Raw genomic sequence first — 12,697 nt, 5'->3', positions numbered from 1 at the left:
GAACGGCGGACCCCGACATTGCGATTTGACTTAAATGGCGCACCGGGATTGACCTGATGGTGTTCAATCCCGGGGTTGCCGGAACATGCTCGTCGAACCGGCAGCTCACCGTTATGGAGGCAACATTGAGTACCGAGGCGGATGCGGCGTCCCCGGAACCCCCGGCCACCCCGGGCCCCGGCGGCACACCCACGTCCTCCGAGCCCATGATCAGGGCGACCGAGGTGGACAAGTACTTCGGCGACCTGCACGTGCTCAAGGACATCAACATGGAGGTCCCGCAGGGCCAGGTCGTGGTCGTCCTGGGCCCATCGGGGTCGGGTAAGTCCACCCTGTGCCGTGCGATCAACCGCCTCGAACCGATCAACTCCGGCGAGATCGCCATCGACGGCAAGCCGCTGCCCGCCGAGGGCAAGGCACTCGCGGCCCTGCGCGCCGACGTCGGCATGGTGTTCCAGCAGTTCAACCTGTTCGCGCACAAGACGATCGTCGACAACGTCACGCTGGGTCCGGTCAAGGTTCGCAGGGTCTCCCAGGCCGAGGCCAAGGAGACCGCGATGCAGCTGCTCGAACGCGTCGGCATCGCCAACCAGGCCGACAAGTACCCGGCCCAGCTGTCCGGTGGACAGCAGCAGCGCGCGGCGATCGCACGGGCGCTGGCCATGAAGCCGAAGGTCATGCTCTTCGACGAGCCCACCTCCGCGCTGGACCCCGAAATGGTCCAGGAGGTGCTCGACACGATGACCGAGCTCGCCGACGAGGGCATGACGATGCTCGTCGTCACGCATGAGATGGGATTCGCCCGCCGGGCGGCGCACCGCGTCGTGTTCATGGCGGACGGGGAGATCGTCGAGGACTCCACGCCCAACGACTTCTTCACCGCGCCGAAATCGGAGCGGGCGAAGGACTTCCTGGGCAAGATCCTCACCCACTGACCACACTCACTCAGCCGTGGCGGCGCCCGCCGCCCGAGCGTTCGACAGGAGAGATGCACATGAAGATCCGCAAGGTTACTGCGGGCCTGCTGGTCGCCGGCATCGCACTCAGCGCGTGCGGCCGGGAGGGTTCGCCGGCGGGCGAGACGGGCGGCGAAGGGGCCGACCTGAGCTACGAGGTCGCCGAGAACGTCGAGGTCGAGGGCTCGCCGACGTTCGAGAAGATGCAGCAGAACGGCGGACCGGTCATCGGCGTCAAGGACGACCAGCCCGGCCTGGGCTACAAGTCCGGCGCCACCAACGAGTACAGCGGCTTCGACGTCGAGATCGCCCGCCTCGTGGCGGCCAAGCTCGGCTTCGACCCCGAGGAGCTCGGCGACAACCAGTACCGCGCCGTGCCGTCCGCGGGTCGTGAGCAGGCCATCATGAACGGCGACGTCGACTACTACGTCGGCACCTACACGATCAACGACGAGCGCAAGAACCAGATCAGCTTCGCCGGCCCGTACTACGAGGCCGGTCAGGGTCTGCTGGTCGCCGAGGACAACAACGACATCAACGGCAAGGACGACCTCGCCGGCAAGAAGGTCTGCTCGGTCACCGGCTCCACGCCGGTCGAGCGGGTCCGCGAGGAGGGCCTCGTCGAGCCGGGCGGCGAGATCGTCGAGCTGCAGCAGTACTCGCAGTGCATCGCCCAGCTCAACCAGGGCCAGGTGGACGCGGTGACCACCGACGACGCCATCCTGCTCGGCTACGCCGCCGAGGACCCCGAGAACCTCAAGGTCGTCGGCGAGACCTTCTCCGAGGAGCCCTACGGCATCGGCCTGCCCAAGGACGACGACGCCCTGCGCGACAAGGTCAACGACATCCTGCAGGAGGCCATGGAGGACGGCACCTGGCAGGAGATCTACGACGCCACGCTCGGCAAGTCCGGCACCGAGGCCGAGATGCCGGAGCTCGACCGCTACTGACGCACCACGTCGGCCCTCGGCGGTGATCCGCGAAGATCACCGCCGAGGGCCGCGCGCGTCATCCCCTGAAACACCGCCTCCCCCGAGGGAAACATGGACGTCCTGCTCGACAATCTCGACCTGTACGGGCCGGGTTTTCTCAACAACATCAAACTGTTCGTCATCGCGGCGATCGGTTCGTTGGTGTTGGGCACGATCCTGGCCATGCTGCGGGTCAGCCCCGTGCCGATCCTCCGTGGCGCCGGATCGGTGTACGTGACGCTGTTCCGGAACACGCCGCTGACGCTGCTGTTCTTCTTCTTCGTCTTCGCGTACCCGTTCCTCGACATCATCGACCTGTCGTACTTCACCGCCGCGGCCGTCGCACTCACCACGTACACGGCCGCGTTCGTCTGCGAGGTCGTGCGCTCGGGCATCAACACGGTGCCCGTCGGCCAGGCGGAGGCGGCCCGCGCCATCGGCCTGTCCTTCGGCCAGAACCTGGGCAACGTCATCCTGCCGCAGGCGATGCGCTCGGTGATGCCGCCGATGATGAGCACGATGATCGCGCTGCTGAAGAACACCACGATCGCCGCGGGCTTCTCCGTCGTCGAGGCGGGTGCGATCTCGAGCTACCTGTCCGAGCGCGGCTACAACGTCATGGTCGGGCTGCTGTGGGTGGCCCTCGGCTTCGTCATCCTCGTGACGCCGCTGACGCTGCTGCAACGCAACCTCGAGAAGCGCTGGAGTGTGGCCCGATGAACTCCGTTCTGTTCGACCTGCCCGGGCCGAAGGCGCGCACCCGGCACCACATCTACGCGGCGCTCGGTGTCGTCGGCATCGTCGCGCTCCTGAGCTACGTCATCTACAAGTTCTACGATGCCGGCCAGTTCGAGGCCGACATGTGGATCTGGCTGCAGTACGAGGCGGTGCAGTACGGGATCCTCGACGCGATGCTGAACACGCTGCGCGCGTTCGCCGTCGCGTCGGTGCTGGCGTTGCTGTTCGGCGCGGTGTTCGCCGCGGCACGCCTGTCGGACCACGCGTTCATCCGCGTGCCCGCGGCCCTGATCGTCGAGTTCTTCCGCGCCGTGCCGCTCGTGGTGATGATCTTCTTCTTCCACTACGGCATCGCACTCGGCGCACCGTTCCACTCCGTCGTGCTCGGCCTGACGCTCTACAACGGCGCCGTGCTCGCCGAGGTGTTCCGCGCCGGCATCCTCTCCCTCCCCAAGGGCCAGAGCGAGGCGCCTACGCCATCGGCATGCGCAAGACCCAGACCATGCGCCTGGTGCTCCTGCCGCAGGCCCTGCGGGCCATGCTCCCGGCCATCGTCAGCCAGCTGGTCGTGCTGCTCAAGGACACCGCGCTCGGCTTCCTCATCACCTACGAGGAACTCCTGCGCTACGCCCGCTACCTCGGCGGACTCATCGAGTTCAACCAGCCGCTGGTTCCGGTCACCATCGTCGTCGGCAGCATCTACATCATCATGTGCCTCGCCCTCACCGGCGTCGCACGCTGGCTCGAAGCCCGCAACCGCCGCAGCAAGAAGGCGGTTGCCATGGAGGACACCCCCGAGCAGGCCGAGCTCGAGGCTGTTCGGCCCAAGTGAGGTAGGCAGCACCGCCAGGTGGGCCCGGATCTCCCCGGAGATCCGGGCCCACCTGCGTTCGGGGGCTTTGGCGGGGCTCGGGGCGGGTTGGGGGCCGTGTCAGCACCCCACGACGCCGTGTCAGCAACTCACGTCGCCGTGTCAGCGTTCTGCGGCGCCGTGTCAGCATTTCGCGTCGTCGTGTCAGCAGCTCGCGTCGTTATGTTGGCGTTTCGGGGCGTGGGTGGAGATGTGCCTCGCCGGCGGGCAGGTCTCTGGGATGGTGGGCGGCGTTGCCGCCGGGGAAGTGTCATCCCTCGACCTCTCGTTTGGGGTATCACACTGCAGTCAGGGCGCAAGGTTTTCGTTCTTGGTTTCTATTTGGGGGTTGGTTGCGCCCTGACTGCAATGTGATTGTTGCTGTTTAGGTCGACGGGATGACCCTTCGCGGGGGCGGGTTTGTGGGTGGGGGAGGTTGACGGGGGTGCCTTGCTTCGCTTCGGCAGTGTCGTTTCTTGTGGGGATGTTTAGGTCACTTTGCGTGATGGTTCCTCGTCATGCTTCTGGGTGGCGAGGTCCGATCAGTTGTTCGGTATTATTGGGTGCGTGAGAGATGTTGACGGGATTGTTGATCGGGCTCGGTCGGTGCTTGCTTTGCGGGCTCGGGCTGATGCTGCTGAGGTGGCGTTTCTTGCTTCGCTCGATGATAGGTCGTCGTCGGATTCTCTGGAGCGGCGGTCGCTTGCTGAGGCGTTGGCGCCTGAGCTTCGACTGTCTCCGCAGGGTGTGTTGGATCGGATTCATACCGCGCTGGCGTTGACTTATCGGATGCCTCGGCTGTTGCAGGCTATGCGGGAAGGGCAGGTTGATCGGTATTGCGCTGAGCGGGTGTTGAATGTGGTTGCTCCGGTTTCTGATTCTGATGCGCTTGAGGTTGATCGGCTGTTGGAGGAGAAGCTTTCTCGGTTGTCGTTGACGGCGTGGCAGCCTCGGAATATGGCTTGGCATGCGTCGCAGATCGTCAAGAAGGTTGATCCTGGTGCCGAGACTGCTGCCGCTCGCATGGCGCATGAGGGGCGCAAGGTCACGCTTGACCATGGGGTCTACGCCCAGTCGAGGATCTCGGCCGATCTTCCTTCCGACGTTGCTTCCGCCGCGTACGCGCGGGTCGATGCGATGGCTCGCAAGCTTCGCCTGGGCGACTCGTCGCGCAATCTCGACCAACTACGAGCGGATGTCTTCGCGGACCTGTTGCTCGGCAACGATCCTGGTGTGACCGTGCCTCAGTCGGCGGCGATAGTCTATCTGCACATGCCGATCGACACAGCACTGTCGATGTCCGAGACCGGAGCGTCGATCGACGGGATCGGGCCGGTGCCCGCTGCTTACGCGCGGGAGATCATGACCAACCCCAAGTCGATCTGGCGCAAGGTGCTGTGCGATCCCGCCACCGGGAACCCCGTCGACCTGGGTCGCTCGTCGTATCGTCCGAACTCGACGATCCGGAAGGTCGTCGAGGTGCGGGACCGGATGTGTGTCGTGCCCTGGTGCCGACGGCCCGCCCGGCACTGCGACTTCGACCACCAACAACAGTGGTCCAAAGACGACGGAACCACCGCCGTCGACAACGCCGCACCCCGCTGCCGCAAACACCACCGACTCAAGAACGCACCCGGCTGGATCCAGGACTACGACCCCACCCACGGCACCTCGTCGATCACCACACCGCTCGGTGTCACCTATACCGACAAACGCGAAACCGTCCTGCCACCACGATCGCCCGAAACCGACGACGACGCGCCCGACCCCGAACCGCCACCGTTCTGAACGCGGCGGCTCACGCGATCAGGTGGGTTGGCAGGTCGGACACCAGTAGAGGTTCCTGCCGACCAGCTCACTCTGCGCCACCGACGTCCCGCACACCAGACACGGCAGGCCGGCGCGGCGGTACACGTACACCTCTCCCCCGTGCCGATCCTGACGCGGCGCGCGGCCCGTGACCTCGGGCAGGTGCTCGTCGGCGACCGTGTCGATCCGGCCCGTGCGCACGCCCTGGCGCATGAGCACCACCAGGTCGTCCCACATGTCCTTCCACAACGCCTCGTCGACATCCCGACCCCGGATCGTCGGGGCGACACCGTGGCGGAACAAGACCTCGGCGCGATACACGTTGCCGACACCGGACAGGACCTTCTGATCCATCAACAACGCCGCGATCGACGTGCGCGATCGCGAAATGCGATCCCACGTCAACTCCGGGCGGGCATCGCGGCGCAACGGGTCAGGACCGAGACGCGCGACGATCGCGTCGGCCTCGGGCTCGGTGAGCAACTCGCACTTCGTCGGCCCACGCAAATCGGCCCAATGGGTACGGCCGACCAGGCGCATCCGAACCTGACCCACCGGCGGCGACTCCGGCGCCGCGCCCTCGGTGAACGCGCCGTACAGCCCCAGATGCACATGCACCACACCGGCCGGGCCGTAATCGTGGAACAAATGCTTGCCGTGGGCGTCGGCGCGCACCAGGGTGGCACCGTCGAGCTGCTGCGCCTCGACGGCGAACCGGCCCTGAGGACTACTCACCCGCACCGGCCGGCCCGCGAAACGCCGCTGATGCAGCCGGGCCAGCCGGTGCAGGGTGTGCCCCTCGGGCATCAGCTCTCGGGCAGCGCGGGAGCCTCGCCCGTCCGCTCGAAATCGGTGAGCTGCTGAACCCGGCGCACATGCCGGCCGTCGTCGTCGACCTCCGTGGCCAGGAACGCCTCGACGATCTCCGTGGCCTCGTCGACGCTGTGCATCCGCGCACCCACACCGATCACCTGGGCGTGATTGTGCTGACGCGTCAACTGCGCCGTCTCGACACTCCAGGCAAGACCGGCACGGCAACCCGGCACCTTGTTCGCCGCGATCTGCTCGCCGTTGCCCGAACCGCCGATGACGACACCCAGGCTGCCATCGTCGGCGACGGTCCTGCGGGCCGCCTCGATGCAGAACGGCGGATAGTCGTCGGCAGCGTCGTAGACGTGCGGCCCGACGTCGGTGACGTCGTGGCCCTGCTTCTCGAGGTGGGCGACGAGGTGATTCTTCAGCTCGAAGCCGGCATGGTCGGATCCAAGATAGACACGCACAAGGCGAAGTGTGCCATTGCCTCTGGTCACGACACCGGCCCACCCGGCAAGGTGTCGCGCATGACCGTGTCGAACCCGATGTCCGAGTGGTCCGAACTCGCACCCGGGATCCTCGTGCGCCGCCACACCGAACTCGACCTGACCGTCGGACTCGTCGTCGGCACCGAACGCTGCCTGCTCATCGACACGCGCGGTTCCCTGGCCCACGGCCACGAACTCGCCGCCGCCATACCCGACGTGACCCCACTGCCACCGTCCGTGGTCCTCACCCACGCCCACTTCGACCACGCCTTCGGCGCCGCCGCCTTCGTCGACCACCCCATCTGGGCACACACCCGCTGCCGCACCGCCCTCGCCGACCACGCACCCAGGACCGTCGCGAATGGACGGACCGCTACCGGCACGAAGGCCGTCACGACCTGGCCGACGACCTCACCGCCACGCCCATCACCAAACCCACCCACACGTTCGACCACACCGCCGAACTCGACCTCGGCGGCCGCGTCGTCGAACTCGTCCACCCCGGCCGCGGACACACCGACCACGACGTGCTCGTCGTCGCCGACGACATCGTGTTCGCCGGCGACCTCGTCGAACACGAACCCGGAGGATCGTTCACGGCCGAATCGTTCGGCCCCGACACCAGCCTCGACTCCTGGCCCGCCGCACTCGACGCGATCCTCGCCCGGACGCCGCGGGTCGTCGTGCCCGGCCACGGCGAGCCCGTCGACACCGCGTTCGTCCAACGGGCACAAGGCCAGCTGCGGGCGCTGGCGGATCTGCGCAACGCGGTGCGCGCGGGCACCCTGTCGGCCGCCGACGCCGTCGCCGCCTCCCCCCTGTCCGCGCAGGCCACCCGCGCGGCACTCGCCTGATCAACCCCGGATCGGTTCGCCCACCCGATGCAGATGGCCGAGCGCCTCCCGCCACGACTCGAGCAACCCGGTCTCGTGATACGGCACCCCGATCTCCGCGCAGTAGTCCCGCACGATCGGCTGCGCCTGGCGCAGATGCGGCATCGGCAGACTCGGGAACAGATGGTGCTCGATCTGGTAGTTGAGCCCGCCCATCACGTTGTCCACGACGATCCCGCCGCGCACGTTGCGCGTCGTCAACACCTGGCGCCGCAGGAAGTCCAACGACTCGCCCTCCTTCAGCGTCGGCATCCCCTTGTGCCCGGGAGCGAACGCCGATCCCATGTAGACACCCCACAATGCTTGGTGCACAAGGAGGAACACCAGGGCCTTGAGCGGCGAGAGCACCAGCAACAGGGCACCGAGGTAGGCGGCGACGTGCACGGCCAGCAACGTCGCCTCGAGCACGCGGTGCTTCAACCGGCGGTTCGCCAACGCACGCACGCTCGCGACATGCAGGTTGAAGCCCTCCAACGTCAACAGCGGGAAGAACAACAACGCCTGCCACCGGCCGATCGCGCGCGGCACACCCGTGGCCTCCTCCGCCTGCTCGCGCGACCACACCAGGATGTCGGGAGCCACGTCCGGATCGCGCTCCTCGTGATTCGGATGCGCGTGATGCCGCGTGTGCTTGTCCATCCACCAGCCGTAGCTCAGCCCGATCGCGAGGTTGCCCACGACCAGCCCGACGGCCGTACTGGCCCGGCGCGTGCGGAACACCTGCCGATGCGCCACGTCGTGCGCGACCAGCGCCACCTGCGCGAACACCACCGCGAAGAACGCGGCCAGCAGCAACTGCCACCACGTGTCACCGAGCGCGACGAACGCGGCGAGCCCACCGCCGTAGAGGGCGGCGAGGATGCCGACACGGACCGTGTAGTAGCCGGGCCGCCGGGCGAACAGGCCCGCGGCGGCGATGCGTTTCGACAGCACGGCGAAGTCGCTGCCGCGCCGCACGTCGGAGGTTTCTGCCGTGCTGGAGGTCATACCTCGAACGGTCCCGTCCCCGCGCCGACCTGGACATCCCGCAGACCCCCGACGTCAGGGTGGTACCAGCCCCACCCCCGTTCGCGCGCACCCGTGTAACACCACCGACTCGTTCCCACGGGCCCGCGGTCCCCGATGGCGTCTACCCTCGGCACATGCGGTACTCGCACTCGCTCCGCGATCGCACCTACGCCTTCGACGGACTGGTCGACCTGCTGGCCAAGGCCACCCCGGACCGCTCGGGCGACCGGCTGGCCGGCTGCGCCGCCGAGTCCGACGCCGAACGCGTCGCCGCCCAATGGGCGCTGGCCGACGTCCCCCTGACGACGTTCCTCGACGAACCGGTCGTTCCGCCGGAGACCGACGACGTCACCCGGCTGATCTGGGAGTCCCACGACGACGAGGCCTTCGCGCCCCTGCGGCACCAGACCGTCGGACAGCTGCGCGAGTGGCTGCTCGACACCGCCACCCGCGGTGACGCGGCGACCCGGCTCGCCGCGGTCGCGCCCGGCATCACCCCCGAGATGGCGGCCGCGGTGTCGAAGCTGATGCGCAACCAGGACCTCGTATCGGTCGCCGCGGCCACGTCCGTGACCACCGCGTTCCGCACGACGCTCGGCCTGCCCGGCCGGCTCGCCACCCGGCTGCAGCCCAACCACCCCGCCGACGACCCTGCCGGCGTCGCCGCGCCGTGCTCGACGGCCTGCTGCTCGGCGCGGGCGACGCGGTGATCGGCGTCAACCCCGCGTCGGACAACCCGCGCACGGTGTCCGACCTGCTGCACCTGCTCGACGACATCCGCACCCGCTACGACATCCCCGTCCAGTCGAGCGTGCTCACCCACGTCACGACCACCATCGACCTGATGGAGCGCGGCGCGCCGGTCGACCTGCCGTTCCAGTCCATCGCCGGCACCCAGCGCGCCAACGACGGTTTCGGCGTGACCCTCGCGATGCTCGCCGAGGCCAACGACGCCGCCCGCGCACTCGGACGTGGCACCGTCGGCGACAACGTCATGTACTTCGAGACCGGCCAGGGCGCGGCGCTCTCGTCCGACGGCCACCTCGGCACCGGCGAACGGCCCGTCGACCAGCAGACCCTCGAAGCACGCGCCTACGGCGTGGCGCGCGCGTTCGACCCGTTCATCGTCAACACGGTCGTCGGATTCATCGGCCCCGAGTACCTCTACGACGGCAAACAGATCATCCGCGCCGGCCTCGAGGACCACTTCTGCGGCAAACTGCTCGGCGTGCCGATGGGCGTCGACGTCTGCTACACCACGCACGCCGAGGCCGACCAGGACGACATGGACACGCTCCTGCTGCTGCTCACGTCCGCGGGCTGCACGTTCGTGATCACCGTGCCCGGCGCCGACGACGTCATGCTCGGCTACCAGTCGGCGTCGTTCCACGACGTGCTGACCACCCGGCGGGTCACCGGCACCCGGCCGACCCCGGAGTTCGAGGCGTGGCTGGACAAACTGGGGATGCTCGACGGCGACGGGCGGATGCGCGCCGTCGACCCGGCCGAATCGCCCCTGCGCGCACTGACGGAGGCGGGCGCATGAGCACGTTCTGGGACCCGCTGCGCGGACGCACCCCCGCCCGCATCGGCCTGGACCGCGTCGGCGACGCCGCCGCGACCCGGCACGTCCTCGAATCCGCCGAGGCCCTCGCCCTGGCCCGCGACGCCGTGCACGGCGCCCTCGACGTCGACGCGCTCGCGGGCGACCTGCGCGGACTCGGCCTCGGCGAACCGGTGCACGTGCCGTCGGCGGCCCCGGACCGTGCGACGTACCTGAGCCGTCCCGACCTCGGCAGGCGACCCGCCGCCGAACCCCGCGACCTGCCTGCCGCCGACCTCGCGGTGATCGTCGCCGACGGACTGTCGGCCGAGGCCACCGCCCGGCACGCGACCGGGGTCCTCACCGCGTTGCTGCCCGAGTTGCGCTCCGCGGGCGACGACGCCGTGATCGGCCCGCCGGTGATCGCGACGCAGGCCAGGGTCGCGATCGGCGACCACATCGGCGCGGCACAGCAGGCGACGCTGGCGCTCGTGCTGATCGGCGAACGCCCCGGCCTGTCGGCCCACGACAGCCTCGGCGCCTACCTCACGTGGGCGCCCGCGCCCGGGGTCGCGGACTCGGCGCGCAACTGCGTGTCCAACATCCGCCCGCCCCACGGCCTCGACCACGCCGCCGCGGCCCGCACCCTCGCCCGGCTGATCACCGGCGCCCGGCGCATCGAGGCCACCGGCATCCGCCTCAAGGACACCACCGGCCTCCTCGAGGAGTAGCTCAGCGGGGGGTGCGGTGGCCGGTGAGCATCGGGGCGACGTCGGCCGCGGTCCGGTGCAGCTCGGCGGCAAGCGCGTCGAGGCGGTCGTCGGTGAGGCGCACGGTCGGTCCCTGCAGGGCGATCCCGGCCAGCGCGCGGCCGTCCGGGTCACGCACCGGGACGGCGATGGCGCGCACACCCGGGTTGCGTTCCTCGTCGTTGAGCGCCCATCCGCGGGCGGCGACGGTGTCGAGTTCCTCGCGCAAGCGTTCGCGGTCGGTGATGGTGCGCTCGGTGAACTGCGGCAGGTCGTCGAGCTCGGTCAACCGCGCGTCGACGTCGTCGCCGAACGCCAGCAGGCATCTGCCCATCGCCGAGGTGTGGATCGGCACCCGCGTCCCCGACGCCTGGTCGAACCGCAGCGGCTGACTCGACGGCACGTCGAGCACGACCTGCACCTCGCTGCCGGTGCGGATGCCGAGGTTCACCGACTCGCCCGTCGACGCGGCGAGTCCCTCCAACGCGGGCAGGGCCTGGCCGTAGCCGAGGCGCTGCTCGGCCTTGCGGCCCAGCACGACGAGCACGGGCCCGAGTTGGTAGCGCTCGCTGCGCGCCTCCTGCGACAACAACCCGCCGTCGGTCAGCGCACGCGCCAACCGGTGCGCGGTCGAGACCGTCAGTCCTGTCTGCTGCGCCAGTTCCGTGACGCTGACCGGATCGTCCGCGGTCTCGACGCAGTGCAACACCGCGAGCGCGCGCTCGATCGCCTGCGCACCGGAACGGGTCCTGGTCGGTTCTGCCACAGCGGCATCTTTTCACATCGTCGGTAAGTCGTTCCGCGATCACGACACGACAGGCGAGAGCTCCCGCGACACCGGCAGGCCCGCCGCGGCCCAGCCGCGGAACCCACCGACGAGGTCGGTCGCGTCGGCCAGGCCGACGCGTTGCAGATCGCGGGCCGCCAGGCTGGAGGCCCACCCCTCGTTGCAGACGACGATGACGCTCGTGTCGACGTCGATCTGCGGCAGCCGGTGCGCGCCGCGCGGGTCGAGCCGCCACTCCAGCACGATCCGTTCGACGGGCACGCGCCCGGGATCTCGCCCTCGGCCGCCCGATTGCGTTCGGGGCGGATGTCGACGACGAGCGCCCCGTCACGTTGCCGCGCGGCCGCCTCCTCCGGTTCCACCCGGTCGAGCTCGGCCCTGGCCTGCGCGACGAACCCGTCGATCCCGATCCCCGAGCCCATCACCGCTGCACTCCCGAGTCGCGGCCGGCCGGGGTCGGGACGTCGGCGAGGCTGGCGTAGGTGCGAGTGTCGAGCAGCGGCGGCGAGTAGGCGTGCACGCTCGCGGCCGGCGCGGCCGACCGGTTGTGCACCTGGTGCGCGTAGTACGGACCGAACGCCACCGTCTCCCCCGCCGTCCGGTCGGCCTCGCGGACCCGGTCCGGCGGCAGCCGGTACGACTCGCCCAGCTCGCCCGACAGCACCGTGAACGAGCCGGATGCACCGCCGTGGTCGTGCGGTTCGGTGTGCTGGCCCGGCAGCCAGGTCAGCAGCCACAGTTCGACGCCGTCGGTCAACGCCAGCCGCGCCCACCACCGCTGATCGGGCACGTAGCGCGCGGCGCCGGTCAGCTCGTCGCGCAGCAGGTCGGTGGCACGAGTGGTCAGTTCGCGCAGCTGCGAGGCGGTCCATCGGCGCCGGCGCGGATACAGCAGGCCGCGCAGGACCGGACCGTCGACCGGCGCATACACCTCGACGCCGGAATCGTCCACTGTGGAGCCGGCCGCGGTCGTGGATGCCGGACTGCTCATCGAAACCTCCTGGGAACGGGGTCGGATCGGCCCGACCGTCGCAGCCCGCCGCCACGTCGTCAATTCTGCGGGACTGCTTCCCACACTATGGAAGTACGATC

11 protein-coding genes and 4 pseudogenes are annotated in these 12,697 nt (G+C 69.1%); 9 read left to right on the top strand and 6 right to left on the bottom strand.

From position 1 onward, the window contains the following. Positions 1–206 precede the first annotated feature (206 nt). The 5 genes and pseudogenes from BJF85_RS07115 to BJF85_RS07095 all read left to right on the top strand — a co-directional run bounded on the left by BJF85_RS07115 (position 207) and on the right by BJF85_RS07095 (position 5,303). Positions 207–935, top strand: coding sequence for an amino acid ABC transporter ATP-binding protein (locus BJF85_RS07115; protein WP_075846254.1), 729 nt, complete (start codon positions 207–209; stop codon positions 933–935). Between the two features lie 59 nt (positions 936–994). Further along, entirely contained in the window at positions 995–1,906 is a 912-nt protein-coding gene (locus BJF85_RS07110; RefSeq protein WP_075846325.1) for a glutamate ABC transporter substrate-binding protein, read from the top strand. 93 nt (positions 1,907–1,999) lie between these two features. Beyond that, positions 2,000–2,647, top strand: a complete 648-nt coding sequence (locus BJF85_RS07105) for an amino acid ABC transporter permease (protein WP_075846253.1) — start codon at positions 2,000–2,002, stop codon at positions 2,645–2,647. Beyond that, positions 2,644–3,497, top strand: a pseudogene (locus BJF85_RS07100) (amino acid ABC transporter permease). Before BJF85_RS07105 ends, BJF85_RS07100 begins: the two are co-directional and overlap by 4 nt. 546 nt (positions 3,498–4,043) lie before the next feature. Next, the gene (locus BJF85_RS07095; RefSeq protein ID WP_369822110.1) at positions 4,044–5,303 is read left to right on the top strand and encodes a DUF222 domain-containing protein; all 1,260 of its coding nucleotides are present in this window, start codon (positions 4,044–4,046) and stop codon (positions 5,301–5,303) included. 18 nt (positions 5,304–5,321) lie between these two features. On the opposite strand, the gene BJF85_RS07090 is transcribed toward BJF85_RS07095, so the two are convergent. Together BJF85_RS07090 and BJF85_RS07085 are read right to left on the bottom strand one after the other, a co-directional pair. Beyond that, on the bottom strand, positions 5,322–6,131 hold the full coding sequence (locus BJF85_RS07090) for an Fpg/Nei family DNA glycosylase (protein WP_075846252.1): 810 nt from the start codon (positions 6,129–6,131) through the stop codon (positions 5,322–5,324). After that, complete coding sequence (locus BJF85_RS07085) at positions 6,131–6,604, bottom strand: ribose-5-phosphate isomerase (RefSeq protein WP_075846251.1); 474 nt, start codon at positions 6,602–6,604, stop codon at positions 6,131–6,133. The genes BJF85_RS07090 and BJF85_RS07085 overlap by 1 nt, the downstream gene beginning before the upstream one ends. On the opposite strand from BJF85_RS07085, the pseudogene BJF85_RS31230 reads away from it, so the two are divergent. Both BJF85_RS31230 and BJF85_RS31225 read left to right on the top strand, forming a co-directional pair. After that, a pseudogene (locus BJF85_RS31230) lies at positions 6,578–7,006 on the top strand (MBL fold metallo-hydrolase); the annotation flags it as partial. The gene BJF85_RS07085 and the pseudogene BJF85_RS31230 overlap by 27 nt on opposite strands. A 146-nt stretch (positions 7,007–7,152) precedes the next feature. Beyond that, positions 7,153–7,479 (top strand): hypothetical protein, encoded by a 327-nt coding sequence (locus BJF85_RS31225; RefSeq protein ID WP_369822115.1) that lies wholly within the window; start codon positions 7,153–7,155, stop codon positions 7,477–7,479. On the opposite strand, the gene BJF85_RS07075 is transcribed toward BJF85_RS31225, so the two are convergent. Beyond that, the gene (locus tag BJF85_RS07075) at positions 7,480–8,505 is read right to left on the bottom strand and encodes an acyl-CoA desaturase (RefSeq protein ID WP_075846250.1); all 1,026 of its coding nucleotides are present in this window, start codon (positions 8,503–8,505) and stop codon (positions 7,480–7,482) included. A gap of 155 nt (positions 8,506–8,660) precedes the next feature. Between BJF85_RS07075 and BJF85_RS31220 the strand changes: the two are divergent. After that, a pseudogene (locus BJF85_RS31220) lies at positions 8,661–10,072 on the top strand (ethanolamine ammonia-lyase subunit EutB). Beyond that, on the top strand, positions 10,069–10,800 hold the full coding sequence (eutC, locus tag BJF85_RS07065; RefSeq protein WP_075846249.1) for an ethanolamine ammonia-lyase subunit EutC: 732 nt from the start codon (positions 10,069–10,071) through the stop codon (positions 10,798–10,800). The pseudogene BJF85_RS31220 and the gene eutC overlap by 4 nt, the downstream one beginning before the upstream one ends. A gap of 1 nt (position 10,801) precedes the next feature. Here the strand turns inward: eutC and BJF85_RS07060 are convergent, their stop codons facing one another. The 3 genes and pseudogenes from BJF85_RS07060 to BJF85_RS07050 all read right to left on the bottom strand — a co-directional run bounded on the left by BJF85_RS07060 (position 10,802) and on the right by BJF85_RS07050 (position 12,596). Beyond that, the gene (locus tag BJF85_RS07060) at positions 10,802–11,584 is read right to left on the bottom strand and encodes an IclR family transcriptional regulator (protein ID WP_083666040.1); all 783 of its coding nucleotides are present in this window, start codon (positions 11,582–11,584) and stop codon (positions 10,802–10,804) included. A 39-nt stretch (positions 11,585–11,623) separates the two neighbouring features. Continuing rightward, positions 11,624–12,027 (bottom strand): annotated as a pseudogene (locus BJF85_RS07055) (rhodanese-like domain-containing protein). Further along, on the bottom strand, positions 12,027–12,596 hold the full coding sequence (locus BJF85_RS07050; RefSeq protein WP_075846248.1) for a cysteine dioxygenase family protein: 570 nt from the start codon (positions 12,594–12,596) through the stop codon (positions 12,027–12,029). The pseudogene BJF85_RS07055 and the gene BJF85_RS07050 overlap by 1 nt, the downstream one beginning before the upstream one ends. Positions 12,597–12,697 lie beyond the last annotated feature (101 nt).

This window comes from Saccharomonospora sp. CUA-673 (assembly GCF_001942305.1).
Lineage (GTDB): Bacteria > Actinomycetota > Actinomycetes > Mycobacteriales > Pseudonocardiaceae > Prauserella.
Note: the sequence above shows the minus strand (reverse complement) of the source record. Positions and strands in the feature narration are given on the sequence as shown.